Origin of the sequence: Vallitalea pronyensis, assembly GCF_018141445.1 — a bacterium.
In the GTDB taxonomy this organism is placed as follows: Bacteria; Bacillota; Clostridia; order Lachnospirales; family Vallitaleaceae; genus Vallitalea; species Vallitalea pronyensis.
Genome location: NZ_CP058649.1, coordinates 1,740,990 through 1,760,247, shown reverse-complemented (window position 1 = coordinate 1,760,247; position 19,258 = coordinate 1,740,990). Strand labels below are relative to the sequence as shown.

The following is a 19,258-nucleotide window of genomic DNA, read 5'->3' as shown; positions in this document are numbered from 1 at the left end:
AAGTAATGGATACATGTAACGATATATCCATGAAAGGGACATAATCGACCATAAGAGGTCCGTTATTAAAAATCTACCCACATGGTCTAACAGTGATGTATGATGGTACTCTGTTCCAAGGTTATCCTAATGAAAAAGACATGAAAAAAGAGACTATGAAATTTTACATTTCTAACAGCCTCTTTCCTTATAACAGTTATATATACTTTCTAATGTGTTAACAAATCGTTACGATTTCCTCATGATACATACAGTCACTGTTACAACCAACCATTAATTTCACCTGACCCGGTTCTAAGACAAAATCCATGTCATAATTGTAAATAGACAATTCTTCTATGCCCACACTCAACGTTACTTGAACAGATGTGTTTTGAGGAATATGTATCTTCTTAAAATCTCTTAATTCCTTAATTCGCCTTGTAATACAGGATTCCATATCGTATATATAGAGCTGAGCAATCTCCTTAGCATCATAGTCACCATCATTCCTTATGTGAAAACTTAGGTTAAATCTTTCGCCTTGTTCTAAGGCATGCTGTGATAAAGACTTGTGATTGAGCGAAAAATGCTGATAGACAAAACGTGTATAACTGAGTCCATAACCAAATGGATATAAAGGCTTAGCTTGCAGATCCACATAAGGGGTTTCATCTTTGCGATTATAATAAACAGGTAATTGAGCCGATGATACGGGCATACTGATGGATAATTTTCCACTTGGCACAACCTTGCCAAAAAGCATCTCACCAATGGCTTCGCCGCCTTTTTCACCCGGATACCAACCGCACAAAATCGCATCTGAATGCTGTGCAAACCAAGGAATGGCATGGGGGCGTCCTTGTATCAATATGGTAACCAATGGTTTATGAAGGACCTTTAATGCTATGGCAAGGTCTTGTTGGACACCGCCTAATGATAAATCTGCCAAATCCACCGCTTCCCCACAATCAATCTCTGTGGTAAATGCATCCATAAATAATGCTCCATTATCTTCAAAGGTCATGTTGGCTTCTCTCGTACTGCTGCCACCAAGAACTAAAACAATGACATCGGCATTTTTTGCCACCTGGATTGCTGCATCAAATTCACTTTTATCCATCCCACGAACAGAACAACCATGGGCATACTTAACGGATACATCTTTTGGTGCATGGGTGATTATACCCTCTAATATTGTAGTGACTTTTCCCTCTTCTTGCCACTGGGTATAATCGCCTAAGCTATTATAGACATGATGGCTGTTGGGACCGATTACAGCAATCTGCTTGATATGCTCATCAAAAGGCAGTATGTGATCATTTTTTAGCAATACAGGTACTTCTCTTGCTATACTTAGTGCCATGTCTTTGGATGCTTCTGAACCGATCACAGCATCCACAAGGTGTTCATCCATATAGGGTTTTTCAAATAAGCCTAACTTGAATTTTACTGCCAGTATGCGAGCAACTGCCACATCTAAATCCTTTTCTGTCAAATGGCCACTATGGATGGCAGACTCAAGTACAAGAAAGGATTCATTCCATAGATTAAGGTCTACACCAGCTTTTAATGCATAAGCACCTGATTGTTCATAATCCCCTGTAATGGTTAAGAGCCTATCAACGCCCAAACCATCGGACATGACAAAACCTTCAAATCCCATGGACTCTCGAAGAATAGTCGTCAGCAGGTGTTTATTAATATGACAGGGCACCCCATCAATATCATTGTAAGCAGCCATGCATCCTAGTGCTCCAGCCTTTGCTGCTTTTTGCATACCTAGCAGATGTATTTCATGTAACTCCCGTTGACCAATGTTGGTGGATTTACCGTTGTGCCCTCCAATGGTAGCACCTTGTGCACAAAAATGTTTGACAACAGCGATCACTTTATCATGATTTCTTAACCCATCACTTTCAGTGCCCTGGAGTCCTTTTACAGCACTTTCACAGAAGCAACTGGCCAAATAAGGGTCTTCACCATAACACTCTTCTGTACGACCCCATCTGGGGTCTGTTGCAATGTCCAGTGTTGAGATTAAACCCAGATGTCCTCCTCTGGCTCGCATCTCCTTTGCCATCACACCACATACTTGTTCATATAAATCAGGATTCCATGATGAACCTATCCCGATGTTTGTTGGAAATGTAGTGGCTTCTAAAGCTTCATGCCCATGTGGACATTCTTCTGATAAAAGAACAGGGATGCCTAATCGTGTATGTTCAATGACATATTGTTGGATTTCATTAGCAACCCGTACACTATCTTTTGGCGATATACCCATGGTAATATGGCTATTCCACCCATCAGCACGAAATAGACCATATATTGCCCCTAGTCCATCACCAAAAGCAACTTCCTTATGAAATGCTTGGGTGAGGATAATGTTATCTTGTTCGCGTTTGTATGCATTCCACCCAAGCATCTTTTGATTAAGTTGTCCAATTTTCTCTTTTATGGTCATTTTTGACAATAAATCATTTACTCTTTCATTTACGGGTTTACTGCTATCTTTATAAATATCCATCAACATGCCACCTTAATTCATATTTTATAACAACAGTATATATTGTCAATTGTCTATTGTCAACAATAATTAAGGTCCTGGTTTCTCCAGTACGTCAATCCATCCTGCTTGGGGTATTGATAGCAATGTCTCCTGTAACATAGGATCATCTATGGCTTTCATCCAGTCTATTAACTGTCTTTGCAGGTATGTTTTTTCTTCTGTGTAGGCTTCATCTGTTGCTTTGTTGTGGAGTTCATAAGGGTCCATATCCAAATCATAAAATTCATCTTTATCTTGAGGGTTATAGACATATTTAAAGCGTTCACTTCTAATGGCCCGAATGATAAAACGCATACCGTTATATTTTTCATACATGCCATAAACCATATTCTGCCAATCATGAGGCGGTTCTTCCTTTCCAATGAGAGACATGATATTCCTGCCAAACATGGGCTTTTTCGTCTCATGATTCATCATATCAAACAGGGTTTTCCCCAGATCAATTAAGGACACATATCCTTTTTGTATGGCAGGTTTCTCCTGAGGCATTTTTATCATTAAGGGTACTCGAAAGACTTCATCATAATAATAAGGCCCTTTATCAAAGCGGTTATGAGCACCACACATATCACCATGGTCAGATGTAAAGATAACAATGGTCTCATCAGAAAGCCCTGTTTCATCCAGTGTATTAAGTACTCTACCTAACGCTTGGTCCACTAACATGCGATGCATGCCTGCATAACGAATGACTTCCAGCCAATCCTCTTGGGTTAATGTTGAAGTATCCATGCTGGGCCACCAAGGGACGTTATGGAACCAAGGTTTATCTTGAAAATCATCCCTAAGGTTTTCGGGTAGAGTGACAGGAAATTCTTTTATTTTATCAATGAATTCTTTGGGTAGATAATGTGGAAAATGAGGGTCATTCACCGATACGGTTAACATAAAGGGTTGCTCTTTATCACCTTGTGCGTATTCTCTTATGAATGCACATCCTTTTTCAGCTATCTTATAGGGCAATGTTTCTTCTATGGACATACGCGTATCCCCATAAAAGTGATGGTTACTTTTTAATAATGCATCTGCTCTTTTTTTATAATTCATTTTACATGCTTCATAATTATAATCACTCTTACCAACCATATAAGGTTTTGAATGAGGCTCAATGTCATCAAAATGTTTTTTTGCTCCTCTTATGATGGGTCCATTAGGTCCCAGATGCCATTTGCCGTAATACCCCACATGATAGCCTGCTGCAACAGCCCCATCAACCCAAGTTTCTTCTGTTTGTTTTAAAGGCTCTTGTGTGGAATAACCGACGCCCATGTTATCCTCTAGTCCAGTCTGGGTATTCCATCGTCCTGTCAATAAAACACTTCTTGCTGGTGAACACAATGGGCATGTGGTAAATGCATTAATAAAATTTGTACTTTCACTAGTCAGACGGTCCATGTTGGGTGTTTTGATGGCTGCACCCCTATGACTAAATGCATCTGAAGGCCATTGGTCCACTAATAAAAACAATATATTTTTTCTCAAGTTCATCGCTCCAATCCTACTCTTGCTTATTATGTCTACTATCTTCTTTATTGTTACCCATAAAAAGTGAATTCTCTTATGACTTTTTTGAGAACTCACTTCTTATTCTATCCTTTTATAATATGGTCCGATAGGTTAATCTTATGGTTCATACGTTACATCTATAATGCGAAATACGCCTGCTGGTACTGTGACGTGAATACGGTTATTCTCAATAGCAAGGTTTTGTCCATTTAACATATCTTGACAACCTAGAGCTTCTACACTGTTTACAACCACTGTGGCTTTTTTTCTTGAGGGATTTAGGTAACCCGAATCAATAAGATAGATTCTAGCATGTGTCTCATCCACTTGAACAACATTCCAAGCCACATCACCTTCAACATAAAAGGGTAGTTTTTTCCTGGCTTCTTTCAATTTTGAAACCACTTGCCTTTTATAAACATTCGCCTTATATGCCTGCCCATTTTCATCGTAAAAATATTTTCCATCGGTGGTTATTTTGTCCTTAAAACGACTATTGGTTATATCAAAATCATCAGGAATAATGGGCATGAATCCATAAGGTGTGGTAGGCATAAAATTCAGTGCTCTTTCACGAATCCCATAGCCGTACGAAGAAAAATCATGGCTTTCTACAGGTGCTCCTGACCAATAGGAATCCAAACGGTCAAACACCATTTTATCAACTTTCTGTGAGTCATAGGTATTAATCTTTGCATGGGTTACACTGTGTTCAAAAAATGTTGGGTCAGGTTCCCGCATGGCTAAAGCCACATCGGTTATGGATAGTATGTCCTCTTTTTCCGGTACAAGCAACAAGCCCTTATCTATCATCTTATAGACCATTGCACATGGGTCACCTTCTGGTTCTCCTTTTGGATTCATGTAGGTTGACCCCAATGAAAAATTGTACACCATGTTGCGTATCCAAGCATTTTTTTGAACTTGTGTTGCCCAATGAAATTGTCTGTTGTGAACAGCATTATCTTCTACCGTTCTGCCACTCCAATCTTCCACCCGATCCGTCAACCATAACCCCACTCTACCAGCTAAACTCATCTCCTGGGTACGGCAGGTCGTTTCCTCCATGGATGGAATAATCACATCTTTATACTTTCCATTAAAAAGCGGCCGCCATCTTTCAATGTAACAATCCGATGCCCAAAAGGCAAATTTGTTTCGGAAACAGATTTTTGTTTGACTGCCCTTTGCTTGACAATAATCGGCTAAGGGTATAAATAGATGTTCAATGGCATACGTTGTGTTCTCATCCTCAAACAAACCTATCTCTGGGTAAATAAACATTTTACAATGATTAGGTGCCGCATCCATGATACCTTTTAAGGTGGATAACTGCATATAAAAGGGATCTTGCCCATGTCCAGCCCATACGGTGAAGTCTTCGCCTCTTGCTTCATAAGCCCTAGCCTGTTGGATGATTTCTTCAGCTGTCATATCGTATTTTCTTCGATTATCTCTTTTATTAGCCCAAAAATCTGACAAGACAGTTCGATCAAAATCTTCAGACCAACGCCACTCCAATGTAGCGAAATCAATGGAGCCATTTTGAACTGCATCCATTACTTCTGGAGCAAAGACACTTTGGGTTAACGAAATACCCGAAGAAGATGCTTGTTGATAAGATGGCTTGACAAAACGGTTCACTTGATTGTTAATACGCTGTATGTTTTGCTGTATCTGTGAGCTTCTGCCGATGGATTGAATCTCTTGGAACTGTTCAATCAAGCTGTTGATACCATTTTTACAATCAAGGACATAAATGGCATCGCCACCAGATGTTTCACTACCTATGATGAATTGATGGGTTATGGCATCGTAAGCTGCATTGGTGTATGCCATGGGGGCATTATACACACCGATTAATGTACCGTCTACTTTATGCACAACAATCTGATGTAACAAAAACCCCACAATATATGTGTCATTGGTTATTGGATCCACTACCTTGGTAAGAAAGTTCATTTTGTAATCCCGACCTCTCATGGTGGTCGTATGATCATATCGCTTCTCAGATAATGTACCATCTGGCTCATATACTCTTATTTTCCCTACACTTTCATCGAATCCTTGCTTCTTTAGGACTTTATTGGGGTTAAGTAAGATTTCTACTTGGTGATCATCATCAATATCTTCTAAAAGAAATCTGCCAATAAACTTTTGTGATACACCTTTTTGCATGAATACAGACCATCTCATGGATAGATCACTGCCATTGTAAAGCTGTAGATAATCCGTGTTATTGGCGCGATAAGTGGCTAGTGCAACAATGTTATGGGTCCCATCTCCATCGGTATCACCTGCTTTTAATTCCCGAATAACATTGGTTCCCTCAGCATAATCAGGTAACAAGTCTCCTTGTCCATTAAGCTTGTATATAATCCGGCTTATACCTCCTGTGTAGATGAAGGGTTCTCCATCATGGGTCGTTATGCACACGGTATAAAGTGGTGGTGCTGTTTTGGGTCTGGGCATCCCTGCCACGGTCCAAAAATCTGCATATTGATTGGCCTTAGGATCGAATATAAACAAAGTTTCACCATTATCATCGATGGTATACAAACACCCGTCAGAAGATGCCATGCACACTTCATCCAATCCATCTAAGTCAATATCCCCAACGGTTACATCATAGGGAAAACTTTTATTATCCTTGTTTTCCCATAGCTTAATGCCGTTAGCCGTATACGCAGCTACCGTACCGTCATAAGCTGCCCCCACGATTGCACGTCCTGCATTGTCTGGTAATTGTGCATGGGAGGTATGGATACCGCCTTTTAAGGTTACAGGTTTCACATGGTACATGGTATGTCCTGTTTCAAATGCTTGTGTGGCATTGTGTTCGCTATGACTTGTTTTAACGCTTTCTGTATGACTTGCCTTTATCGGTCCTGAATGACTTACCTTCATGCTTACTTTTTGGTTTATTGTATCACTTTTCTTATGACCATGGGTGATATCAAGTATTCGAAATACACCAGCTGGTACCGTCACATGGATTTGATTGTCTTCAATGGGCAGGGTTTCACCGCTCAAAATATCTTGACAGGTTATTCCTTCAATGGTTTGTAATCGGACACGGGCTTGACGTTTCTTAGGGTCTGCATAACCAGAATCCATCAAGATAACTCTGACATGTTGGTCATCGATACGGATAACATTCCACGCCACTTGACCACTTACAACGACAGGCATCTTTCTTCTAGATTTTCGCAACAGGTTTTGGACCGTACTTTTATAGGCTTCTGCTGTATGCCTGTTACCACTTTCATCATAAAAGTACTTTCCATCTGTGGAAATCTTATGTGTAAATCTAGTACCTTCAATATCATAATCATCTGGTATGATGGGAATCATGCCATAAGGGGTAGTGGGTAAAAAGTTAACCGTTCTGCTTTTTACACCATAGCCATAGTTTGAGAAATCATAATCCGCAATGGGATATCCTCCCCAATAACAATCCAGGTGGTCAAAGACATAAGAATCGTTATCTTTTCCATTAAAAGCATTTAAATAATGACCGTTGGTACCGTGTTTGATGTAATCTTCGTGAGGTGTCCTCATACCTAACGCCACACTGGGTATGGACAACACGTCTTCTCTATCAGGAACAACCAGTGCTCCTTTATCCACCAGTTTATAAACCACTGCTAACTGATCTTCTTCTGGTATAGAAGGATTGGAGTTATGAAAATACTTGGCTCCATAAGACAGGTTATGGACCATGTTTCTAATAAATGCCGTCTTGGTCATTTGAGCTGACCATTCAAACTGCCTAACAAAGGTATTGTTATCCTCTATTAATCGACCGCCCAATTCATTTACTTGTCCCGTTAACCATAGTCCTAATCTTCCAGCAAAATTCACTTCCTGAGAACGGCAATTGGTATCCTCCGTTGAAGGCACAATCACATCCTTGTACTTATCATTAAATAAGGCTTTTCCAAAATCTAAATAATATTGGCCTGCCCAAAATATATATTTATTACGCATTAAAATCTTCGTGTTGCCCTGTTCTTTGCAGGCATCTGCTAGTGGTACCAGTATGTGGTTAATAAAATATGCCGTATCTTCATCCATGGTTTCCATCTCAGAAAAAATAAGCAGTTTACAATGATTCGGCGCAGCCTTTAATATACCTTCATATGTAGACACCTGCATGTAAGGGTCTTTACCATGTCCTGCCCATATGGAAAAATCCTGTCCATTGGCTTCAAATGCTGCTGCGGCGGCAATGATTTCTTCGGCTGTCATGTCGTATTTTCTTCTCTTATCTTTGTGTTCTAAGTAGAAGGTGTCCACATCATCTGGGTATTTTTCTGACCAAACAGCATAAGCTGAAAAGGATGTGGAACCGTTGGTAACTGCCTCATAGGATGCTGGAGCAAAGGAACCTCTTACAACCACATTCCCTTTAGATATGGCATCTTGATAAGCAGGCATGACGAAGTTGTCTAATTGTTGGTTAATGACTTGTATGTTCTGGCGAATCTCAATGATTCGACCTACCTGTTCTATATTTTCAAAAGCCTCTCCCCAATCTGCTGTATCTAACTTCAAAGCATATATGGCATCGCCACCTGATACATCGCTTGCTATGTAGTAGGTATTGGTAACAGGGTCCAATGTACCGCTTGCAAAGGCATGCTTTGATGTGTAGATGCCTTGCTCTTGTCCTTCTAAATCGTGAACAATGATCTTATTTTGAAAGAATCCTAAAATATATTCCTCTGACTGTGAGGGTATGTTCACATAGGACAGAAAGTTCATCCGATAATCTTTTCCTCTTTCTTTTGAGGGGTTATCAAATGTCTTCACATACTCCCCGTGACAGTTAAAGACAATCACGTCTCCAACTGCGGTTTTACCACAAGGTAATAAAATTTCACTTTTACCGTCTTTATCTAAATCTTGAATGAGCATCTCACCAATATACTTGTACCTGGTTTTTATATTGGGTCCAAAGTCAACGGTCCATAGAGGGTTATCCATATCATCTGGGTCAATTAAGGACAAGGAGCCGTTGCTGTTATCTCGAATGACACTCACAACGACTAAATATTCTTTTCCATTCCCAAATAGATCAGCTGCCTTGATATGACGTATCACCGTTTCTTGACGCTCCGTTGCTACACCTGATAGGATAGATGAAGTACTGATGACTTGACCATCCTTGGACAACTTGTAAAGGGTCTTATCTACCCCGCCTATAACAATGTATTTCTTGCCATCACTGCCATTTAATGTGGCTACATTGTATAAAGGGGCTTTTGTTTCAAAAGTCCATAGACTATGACCTTCATGGTTCAACACATAAAGGCTGCCATCACTGGATGCTACCATGGTTTCATCGTAGCCATCACCGTCTAAATCATCAACTGCCATGTCAAATGGTATATGACCACCGGTGTTAGCCCGCCACTTCATACGGCCTTCTTCCGAATAACTGAGAATTTTGCCATCATAAGATGCTGCGATAAGTGCACGACCATGATTGTCAATGGTTGCAGGCTTTACCAATAGAATATGATGACCTGTCTGAAACCCCTTGACCCTTGACCGATTTTCTACAGGGGTATGCTTGGTAGTTGATTGACCTTTTTCTTGGGTGCCCTCTTGAAGGTATACACCTTGGTTCTTCGCCACTACTTCTCCATAGACAGGATGAACATTTAACAGGGTCAGGAGTAACGCCATGCCTAGTATTTTTGAAGCAAAATGAATCACATGATTTTTCTTTTTAACATCTAACATTTGTCAGACTCCTCTCATAAAATCTAGTTTTCATAACATCACAAGATATTTATTTGGGTCCATCACAATGTTCAACGTTGATGTCTGTCATCAGTTTATCTTAATGCTCCATGGGTTAAGCCCTATTCAGCCAAACACTCATATCTTCTTCTGATCGGTTTGCCCATGCAAAATAAGGAATGAGACGAACGGGAACCTTCTTATCTTCAACAGGTGTTCTTGGATGGTATAACCCTTGGCCTTTTGGTTTATAGTACATATGGGTTTTTAAACCAATCATCTCATAAGGTAACTCATCAATAACGACTTCTTCCATGCCTTCCTCAACAGATAGGGCAAGTTCATCCATGGCATATGCACCTTCAATATCATGCCCTTCAAGACAATATACCACGGGACCTCGTTTAACTGCCACCATACCGTTTGCTTGTTCAACCATGGGGTTGGCTTCATAGAAGACTGCTTCCATAGGTAATTGAAGGGTTATCTTGTCTCCTGTTTTTACCACGGCCTCATAAACGCCAGGGTCCTTAGCATGACCATTAACCTTAGCCTTGGAACACCAACTGGGAATGAGGTATTGAAGGGTCATCCCATCTGTTGGGGCTTGTTCAATCATGATGACCACTTCTTTATCCCATGGATAATTAGTCTCCATGACTACTTTAACAGGTTCACCATTGCGCAGCTTGGTATCCAATTCACAGCCTGTAAATAAATTAATGGACACCCCTTTATCAGAGACAGCATATACCCACCTTGGCATACCAGAAAATGTACGCCATAATTGAGGTGGACAACACCAGCAGGTAAATGTCTTGAATCGTTTATTGGGCACATGTGCATATTGATTGAAAGTTGGCTTAATGTGCTCTTTTGCTCGATGGGCTAACGGGTTAGCGTAAAAGTAACTTGTCATGTCAAGACTTGCCCCCGAGATGCCTGCGTTATACAAAATGTTTTCCATCCAGTCCCCATAGGTGGCTTCACCTGTCAGGTTATACATCCTTCTGGCCCACATGGCTATACCAATATTGGCACACGTTTCGTTGTAGGCAATACGATGTGGCAAGTCGTACTCATCCCCAAAAGCTTCATGAACATTGTCACCACGTTCAGAGATACCTGAATAAAGTGGGCATACACCACCTGTGATATAAATGCGTTTATTAATCATATCCTGCCATATTCTTTCTAGTGATGTGAATAAGGTCTTATCTTGTGTATAACCATAGACATCAGCAGCACCAGCATAAAGATATGCTGCCATAACCGCATGACCCACAGGTTTGGATTCCTTTCTAAGAGGCACCCGATTCTGATTAAAATCGCCTTTTGTTGGTTTCATACCCCGCATGGTGATAAATGTATCTGCTAATGTGAGATAGTCCTCATTCCCTGTGACATCATATAAATCCATAAGCCCCATGATTTGACTTGGATTAAAACCAAAGTCAGCCAGTTCTTCATTAATGGGTAAGAAAACAGTGCACAGATTGTCTGCTGCTTTTATGGCAACGTCAAGGAGTCGCTTATCGCCTGTAGCCTCATAATAGGTCACTCCTGCTGTAAACAAATGTCCAAGATTATAGAGTTCATGATGCTTAGGGTCTTCCCATCTTTTTATATGGGTCAAAGTTATCTGTGTATTGATATAACCATCATGTTCTTGCGCTTTTTCAATCCATGGTATGTATGGCTCCATTAAGTCTGTAATCCTTTGATCCCCTGTCACTGCATACTGATTGGCACAACCTTCAATGAACTTATAGCAGTCACCGTCTGACCAATCATTACGATAAAATGCCCCTTTTGCTTCACCTGCTGCTATGGCAAAATTAATTAATCGGGCAGCATTTTTATCGTCTAACAACGTGTTTTCCATGCTCTGAATAATGTGCATATAATTTTCTGTCCGCTCGAACCAAAATCCTGAAGTAAGCTTTGACTCACCGAGATTAGGCGGCTGATATTTTTTTATTGTTTTCATGGTTTATTCATCCTTTCATCTAGCTGTCCGTACCATATCATGCAAGCAGTATTTTACGTCGATAGGTATAACATTGCTCTACCACTTAAACAGTCTATTCACTGATAAAATCGTTATAACGGTTTTGATAGATGTTAAGCATCTCTTCTATCTTCATTTTTTTGAGTTGCTTGATATAGCTGTCCCATTCTTTTTCAATACCCCCTTCAAGCATCCAATGAGACGTTTTTTCATTAACAAAGGACAAGATATCACCTTTTAACTCTGCAATTCTGGATGAATCTTCTGGGCTTAAGTAGAAGGGTGGTAAAAATGTATTGGTCTTGTATTGTTCGTAGATTTTATCATAGCCCCTTTTTTCTAGAATACCTTTGGAAACATTGACATTCTCATAAAAGGCATTGGTTAACATGTGAAAACTGTTGGCTCCAGGTGTTTCTGCATGCCTAAATTCATCATTACTTATTCCTTCTGGAATGGGTATTGGCTGATAGATGCCTTGATCATCCTTCTCATAGATTAAGCCTTCCAGAAGTTTGAAGCTTACCTCTTGCTGTGCCATATAATCCGCCCATTTAATAGCTACCACAGGGTTTTCACACGTCTCTGTTATTAAAAAGGAACCTTTTCCTGATAAGAATGATGCATTCTTATACATGTAACCTTGATGCCCTTTTGGTCCCTTTAAAGGCGGCATAAATACATAACCGGCATCTTCATGCTGATCGCCAAACAACCAATTAAGGGACCACATGTTGGTAACACCTACATTTTTATTGGATACTTTGGCTTTAAATATAGGCATATTCTGTGAAAAGGACTCCACATCCATTAAACCTTCACTAAATAATTTATGAAAATATTGAACGGCTTCCTTATAGGCTTCTTCCATTGGTGTAAATAATACTTTATCTTCCACAACCGTAAATTTGGTCTTGTTATCCACTAAACCAAAGGACCCAAACATCCCATTAAGACCTAAAATATTGTTGTCAAATCGGAAGGTGAATGGTGTTTGTTCATTGCTGCAAATACCTTTAAACGCTTTTAGCACGTCATAAAGTTCATCGGTGGTTGTTGGTATATCCATGCCCACTTCATCTAACCATGCTTGATTAATAAACTGTGCACTTACAGCTGAACTTGCTGTTTCATTTATAGAGGGCAGGGCATATATGTGCCCATCTGGTGCCGTTATGTAATCACGCAGCCCTGGTGTCTCATCTAAGATTTTTTTAATGTTTGGAGCATGTTGGTCGATTAAGTCCTCTAGGGGTATGAATATGCCATCTGCAGCAAACTTAATGACCTCATTGTTTTCGATGATGTAGTTCCCCCAGAACACATCGGGCCAATCACCACTGGCAAGCATTAAATTTTTCTTTTCCTGCCAACCATTAATGGGCGCTACATCCCATTCAATATGTACATTGGTTGCCGCTTCAATTTCTTGTAATACGGCCAGATCTTTAAATGGTTTTTTGACGGTTTCTCTTTTCTTTGCTGCTACTTTTAGGGTAACAGGCTCATTGACAATGGGTAGTCCTGCTGCATTAATGTTAGCTAATGGATCCTTGTCAACATCCTTATCTTTTATGTCACTTGTCACTTCTTTTTCCTTTGTTTGATCTGAAGTTGTTTCCTTTACATCCTTCTTCCCACAACCAGCTAAAGCTGTCATGAGAACGATAACAATCACAAAACCCATGGTTACTATTTTTTTCATAATCCTTCTCCTTTTTTTGTTATGTCATCCTAACCTTTTACGGACCCAATCATCACACCTTGCACAAAATACTTTTGTAAAAATGGATAAATAATGAGAACAGGTAAACTGGATACGATGATAATGCCGTATTTAATAAGCTCCCCAACATCTTTTTGATTTAATGCACTGACATCATCCATCATGGCATCCTGCATCTGATTTTCTATAAGAATTGTCCTAAGGACCAGCTGTAAAGGATATAAACGCTCCTTAGTGATGTACATTAATGCTGTAAAAAATTCATTCCAATGGGCCACGCCGTAATAGAGAAGCAATACGGCTAATATAGGCTTTGATAACGGTATCACAACCCGCACTAGGAATTTGGCATGTGTACACCCATCAATAATGGCTGCTTCGTATAATGATTTTGGAATATTGCTCCGTAAAAATGTTCTGGCAATAATAACATTAAACACGTTGATGGCATTGACCAGTACCATAACCAGCCAATGATCAATGAGATTTAATTGTTTAATGATTAAATATTTTGGAATTAATCCCCCATGAAAGTACATGGTAATGAGAAGAAAAATCATCACATACTTTCCAGCTTTAAAATCATCTCTTGATAAGGGATAAGCTAACAATAGGGTTAAAACGAGATTCAAAGCTGTGCCAACTACTGTATAGATCATTGTATTTCGATACCCCACCCAAATCATTTCATCCTGTATGATACGGCGGTAACCTTCAAAATTAATCCCTTTAGGGAGCAACCAGACTTTCCCTGTATTAACCGCTGCTGCATCGGATATTGAAGCAATGACAATGAAATACAACGGATACAACACCAATAATAGTGCTAATGTTAAGGTGATGATTTTTACTGCATCAAAGATCTTATCTTCATCGATTAACCTTCTTTTCATTATCTTCCTCCTACCACAAACTATTTTCTGATAATTTTTTTGATACTTGATTGGCAAGAATTAGCAGTATGACATTAATGATGGTATTAAAGAGACTAATTGCTGTGGAATACTCGAATTCCATTTGTAAAATCCCCGTTTTGTACATATAGGTCTGAATAATCTCAGAAGCCTCTGCGTTCAAATCATTTTGCAGCAACAGGGCTTTTTGAAAACTGACGTTCATGATGCGTCCAACATTCATAATAAAGAGAATAACAATGGTAGGCATAATACTGGGAAAATCCACATGTCTTATGATTTTTAACTTGGAAGCACCATCCACTCTTGCTGCCTCATATAACTCAGGGTTGACACCAGCTAGAGCTGCTAAATAGATAATGGTACCCCACCCTGCATTCTGCCAAATCCCTGAAAAGACAAAGATACTTTTAAAGTACTGAGGCATACCTAAAAAATAAACAGGCTTATAACCAAAGCCTCGAATCACATTATTAATAAGTCCGGTACTTGGGGATAAAAAAACATGAATCATTCCCACCAGCACCACAATGGAAATAAAATGTGGAATGTACGTCACCGTCTGCACTAATTTCTTAAACCGCTGATGCTTCACTTGGTTCAAAAACAGTGCCATGATTATGGGAATAGGAAAACCTGCTAACAGCTGATACAAACTAAGCCCTATGGTATTTCTTAATAAACGAAAGAACTGATAAGAGTTAAAAAACTTCTCAAAATGTCGAAATCCTTCCCATGGACTACCTGTAATACCTAGTTTCGGATTGAAATCCTTAAAAGCTAATTGAATACCATACATGGGTGCATAGTGAAAGATAATGAAATATACAATGGCTGGTAAAATCATCAAATACAATTGATACTGGCGTTTAACATGTCTTACAAATTTACTTCTTAACCTTTGTTCCTCTTGACGTAAATGAGCATGTTGCAAATCTGTTCTCATGATCTTCATCTCTCATTCCTCTCTGGTCTTTATCAATATTTGTCTCTTGACTATTCATCATGGGTCTAAGCTTATATGCAAATCCTATTGTGTTAGAGGGTACATGTTTATGATTTTTATGCCTTATTTCTAAGCTTTTATACCGTTTCTTTATGGCATATCATGCTTACTGTATTGGATGCTATACCTAATGTTTCAGCAAATGCCTGAACCTTAATTTCTCCTGGATTACTGCCTTGAACAATTAACAAACATCTTCCTTCGCTGGTTACGATGGTGTCACTTTGGAAATCAGACACATTATCTGGATGCCCATTATCGATCCCTAATAGGATGCCTGGTCCCGTACATGTAAACGTTACTTGTGTATGGAGGTCACGAACAGAATTACCTTTTTCATCCATTAATTGAAGGGTAATATGCGCAACATCATCCGCACCACAACTTATATTTTGCCGATCGGTCTCTAGGAGAATGGCTTTGATGGGACCTGTTGTTTCTAAGTACGTTTCGGTGACCTCTTGCCCTGTTTTGCCTTTTGCTACCAGTTTTCCATGTGCATAAGGTACCAGCCACTTGAAGATCCGATCCTCAACATCTTTCAAATATTTAACGCCTAATGATTCACCATTCAAGAAAAGCTCTACTTCATGACAGTTTGAATAGATTTCCACGATTACAGGTTCATCCTCTTGATACTTCCAATAGTCGTTAACCTCCTGCCAAGCCCAAGATCGTCTCTCCCAGCTCTCACCTGGTTTATAGGCTAGATGTCCTTTATCATCCAGTTGATACAATGACTGCTCAAGGGGTACGGTGAACATTTTTATATGGGGTGCATCTGTCCATAGACTTTTAAACATGTGGTAAGGGGGCTTTGGAAATCCTGCTAAATCCAATAAGCCTAGGTTGGAGCCTTTTCTAGGCCATGGTTTTTCAACCCAAGCCTCGCCCATATGATCAATACCCGTCCATAAAAAGACCCCGCTGATAAAGGGTTTATCCAATACCGCTTTCCATTCATGCCACTGTCCTTTATTCTCTGTTCCCATTATAGGCTTGCTGGGGTAGTTTTCGTGGCAGTCATCATACATGACACGGCGATAACTATAACCCACCATATCCAGAGCATCAATATAACCGTTTTCATAACTGACGCTGGGTAAAATACAGTTGGCAATGACGGGTCTGGTGGTATCCATGTCTTTTGTCCATTGGGCTAATTTTGCAGCTGTCTTACCAACGTCATCCTGTTCTTCTGGAATCTTTGAAACCTTTTCCCGAATGACCTCTTTCTTATGAGGTGCTGTCTTCCAAAAACGATACCTGTTGCCATCATCACCGAAAAAACCAGTAGCGTGATTGTATTTTGGATAAGTCCATTCAATCTCATTACCAATGCTCCATTGTATAATACACGGATGATTGATATCCCTTTTCACGGTGTTTTGCAAATCACTTTTTGCATAAGCTTTAAAAAACTCTGTATACCCCCGTGTGATATAATCCACTGTCCGTTCATGGTTATTGCGTCGCTTATCTTTTGGGTTATCCCACTCGTCAAAAAACTCTTCTTGAACTAAAAAACCCATGTCATCACATAAATCAAGGAAATCTTCTGACATGGGATTATGTGCTGTACGGATGGCATTGCACCCACAAGACTGAAGCATTTTCAGTCGCCGCCGCCATACATCTTTTGGAACAGCTGCTCCAACACATCCTGCATCATGGTGTAAGCATACCCCCTTAATCAAGGTGTTTTTTCCATTGAGGAAAAAGCCCTTATCAGGACTAAAATGAATCATACGCACGCCAAATCTTTCACTTTTCTCTTGCACCACCTGCCCGTTTATCATTAATGTTGCAGATAGGTTATATGTATTACCTTGGTATACATCCCATAGGTTTGGGTTGTCGATCTCGAATTCAAAAGGGATTTCCTTGGTTTCATCTTTTAAGAGATGCACGTTGTATTCCTGCTCAACAATCCTATGTTGTGTGTCATCGGTGACAGCTATCTTTAGTAAAAGGCTTTCTGCAACACCACGTGTATTGCATAGGGTCGTTTGCCCTTTCATATAAGCCCTATCACCGTCTAAACGTTCTGTAAAAGCAGACATGCCCCATACAGGTATGTGTATAGGAGGTAATATATGTAGCGTCACTTTTCGATAGATACCCGAACCTGTATACCAGCGGCTATCTGCATATCTGGAATGATCAATGTTAACAGCCAGAATATTTTCATTTCCCACGGGATTTAAGTAATCTGTTACATCCACTAATACCGGAGAATAGCCGTAGGGATGAAAAGTAACCAGCTTTCCATTACAATAAATATGGGCTCGATTGTACATACCATCAAAGTTTAGGATAACCCTCTGATTTGCCATTTCTTTCTTTGTGACAAATCGTTTTCGATACCAACCAATTCCACCTGTAAGGAAACCTGTACAGGCCTCGCCTCGCTCTTGATCAAAGGAAAACCCTACACTCCAATCATGGGGCAGTCTTATATCTCTCCACTTGCTGTCAGGCGTATCAAGCAAATGTGCTCCTTCTGGTTCACCCAGATAAAATTTCCAATCCTTGTTAAAATCTATACCTCGCATAAGTCGTCCTTTCCTTTGTATTGTTATTTTTGGTTATTTGTATTATACTATCCATATAGCGCTCAAACTGTAATGATATTGAGTTTGATTATAAGGATTCCGACCTTTTTGGTTAAATATATGATATCTGATATGTCATGCAGTAAAAGGTTACCTTTAAGGAGGTCTACCATATGATACCCCGTCCCAAACAACAGCATATCACCCTTAATCCTTCCTTCCCCATTAAATCACGCAGCATGTATTCAAAACCTGACCGGGATCTATTCTACTGCCATTGGCACCCGGATATTGAGTTAATCTATGTGGAAGAAGGTATGATTGATATGCGTATTGATAAACAGCCTTATACCTTGTGTAAGGGTGACATCTGCATGATTAATGCTAATCAAATTCATCATGGCATTACCCGTGATCATGTAAACAGTCGGGTGCATCTGGTGGTTTTCTCTTATGATGTTTTAGGACAGGGCATGGATAGTTTTGTTTATAAAAAATACATAGCCCCTCTCAAAAGAGGCACCTTACTCTTACCTAACATCCTTACATCACGTCAAAACAAGGATGCAACTCCCACATGGATTCATGCATGTCAAGACATTGTTCAACAATTATTGAACTGCAGCGACCGTCATTTTATTGGAAGAGAATTATTGATACAAGGCTACTTTTTTCAGTTTCTTTCCATCTTGTATCAACATGATTTATTCAACAAAGGAAAAAGAGGCAAAAAAAAGGATCTCCTAAGACGCGAAATTGCTATTCTGACCTATTTCAAAAATCATTTTACAGAGGACATGAGCGTACCTGTCATTGCTGACTTGTTCGGATTTAATGAAGATTATTTCTATCGATTATTCAAAAACATTACGGGACAAACACCCATTCATTATATGCATCATCTACGTATTCAATATGCCAAACAGCTTCTTGAAACAACGGATCATTCCATCACTGAAATAAGCTCCAGTGTGGGATTTGATTCTGTTAGCTATTTTTCTAAAATATTTAAAAAGCTGGCAGATATCACCCCTCGTGCTTATCGTAAGCGATTCTATGGTGAAAATGCTTTATAAATTAGGCTGTTTAAGGAGAATATGGCTACACCTCATCTACAGAACGATTTGTCGTTAGGACCTTGCACAAATGTGAACCCTTCTATTCATTTGTTACATTGAGAACATTCCTATTAAGAATAAGAAAAAAAGACGATTATATTACCGTTTGGTAATATTAAT

At 39.6% G+C, this 19,258-nt stretch carries 9 protein-coding genes; 1 reads left to right on the top strand and 8 read right to left on the bottom strand.

The features are described from left to right. Positions 1–217: 217 nt before the first annotated feature. The 8 genes from HZI73_RS07360 to HZI73_RS07325 all read right to left on the bottom strand — a co-directional run bounded on the left by HZI73_RS07360 (position 218) and on the right by HZI73_RS07325 (position 18,020). Entirely contained in the window at positions 218–2,509 is a 2,292-nt protein-coding gene (locus HZI73_RS07360; protein WP_246552384.1) for a glycoside hydrolase family 3 N-terminal domain-containing protein, read from the bottom strand. A 69-nt stretch (positions 2,510–2,578) separates the two neighbouring features. After that, positions 2,579–4,033, bottom strand: coding sequence for a sulfatase-like hydrolase/transferase (locus HZI73_RS07355; RefSeq protein WP_212697605.1), 1,455 nt, complete (start codon positions 4,031–4,033; stop codon positions 2,579–2,581). Between the two features lie 141 nt (positions 4,034–4,174). Beyond that, a complete protein-coding gene (locus tag HZI73_RS07350; RefSeq protein WP_212697604.1) occupies positions 4,175–9,808 on the bottom strand; it encodes a hypothetical protein in 5,634 nt (1,877 codons plus the stop codon). Positions 9,809–9,923: 115 nt separating this feature from the next. Beyond that, positions 9,924–11,798, bottom strand: coding sequence for a glycoside hydrolase family 127 protein (locus HZI73_RS07345; protein ID WP_212697603.1), 1,875 nt, complete (start codon positions 11,796–11,798; stop codon positions 9,924–9,926). A gap of 94 nt (positions 11,799–11,892) precedes the next feature. Continuing rightward, complete coding sequence (locus HZI73_RS07340) at positions 11,893–13,524, bottom strand: extracellular solute-binding protein (protein WP_212697602.1); 1,632 nt, start codon at positions 13,522–13,524, stop codon at positions 11,893–11,895. Between the two features lie 29 nt (positions 13,525–13,553). Next, on the bottom strand, positions 13,554–14,438 hold the full coding sequence (locus tag HZI73_RS07335; RefSeq protein ID WP_212697601.1) for a carbohydrate ABC transporter permease: 885 nt from the start codon (positions 14,436–14,438) through the stop codon (positions 13,554–13,556). Between the two features lie 10 nt (positions 14,439–14,448). After that, positions 14,449–15,414 (bottom strand): ABC transporter permease, encoded by a 966-nt coding sequence (locus HZI73_RS07330; protein ID WP_246552383.1) that lies wholly within the window; start codon positions 15,412–15,414, stop codon positions 14,449–14,451. 128 nt (positions 15,415–15,542) lie between these two features. Then, entirely contained in the window at positions 15,543–18,020 is a 2,478-nt protein-coding gene (locus HZI73_RS07325) for a glycoside hydrolase family 2 TIM barrel-domain containing protein (protein ID WP_212697600.1), read from the bottom strand. A gap of 173 nt (positions 18,021–18,193) precedes the next feature. Here HZI73_RS07325 and HZI73_RS07320 point away from each other — a divergent pair, with 173 nt between their 5' ends. Then, positions 18,194–19,096, top strand: coding sequence for an AraC family transcriptional regulator (locus HZI73_RS07320; RefSeq protein WP_212697599.1), 903 nt, complete (start codon positions 18,194–18,196; stop codon positions 19,094–19,096). Positions 19,097–19,258 lie beyond the last annotated feature (162 nt).

What these genes read in the sequence shown, in the direction of transcription:
- HZI73_RS07360 (WP_246552384.1), bottom strand. Translation starts at nt 2,509, where the DNA reads ATGGATATTTATAAAGATAGCAGTAAACCCGTAAATGAAAGAGTAAAT.
- HZI73_RS07350 (WP_212697604.1), bottom strand. Translation starts at nt 9,808, where the DNA reads ATGTTAGATGTTAAAAAGAAAAATCATGTGATTCATTTTGCTTCAAAA.
- HZI73_RS07345 (WP_212697603.1), bottom strand. Translation starts at nt 11,798, where the DNA reads ATGAAAACAATAAAAAAATATCAGCCGCCTAATCTCGGTGAGTCAAAG.
- HZI73_RS07340 (WP_212697602.1), bottom strand. Translation starts at nt 13,524, where the DNA reads ATGAAAAAAATAGTAACCATGGGTTTTGTGATTGTTATCGTTCTCATG.
- HZI73_RS07335 (WP_212697601.1), bottom strand. Translation starts at nt 14,438, where the DNA reads ATGAAAAGAAGGTTAATCGATGAAGATAAGATCTTTGATGCAGTAAAA.
- HZI73_RS07330 (WP_246552383.1), bottom strand. Translation starts at nt 15,414, where the DNA reads ATGAAGATCATGAGAACAGATTTGCAACATGCTCATTTACGTCAAGAG.
- HZI73_RS07325 (WP_212697600.1), bottom strand. Translation starts at nt 18,020, where the DNA reads ATGCGAGGTATAGATTTTAACAAGGATTGGAAATTTTATCTGGGTGAA.
- HZI73_RS07320 (WP_212697599.1), top strand. Translation starts at nt 18,194, where the DNA reads ATGATACCCCGTCCCAAACAACAGCATATCACCCTTAATCCTTCCTTC.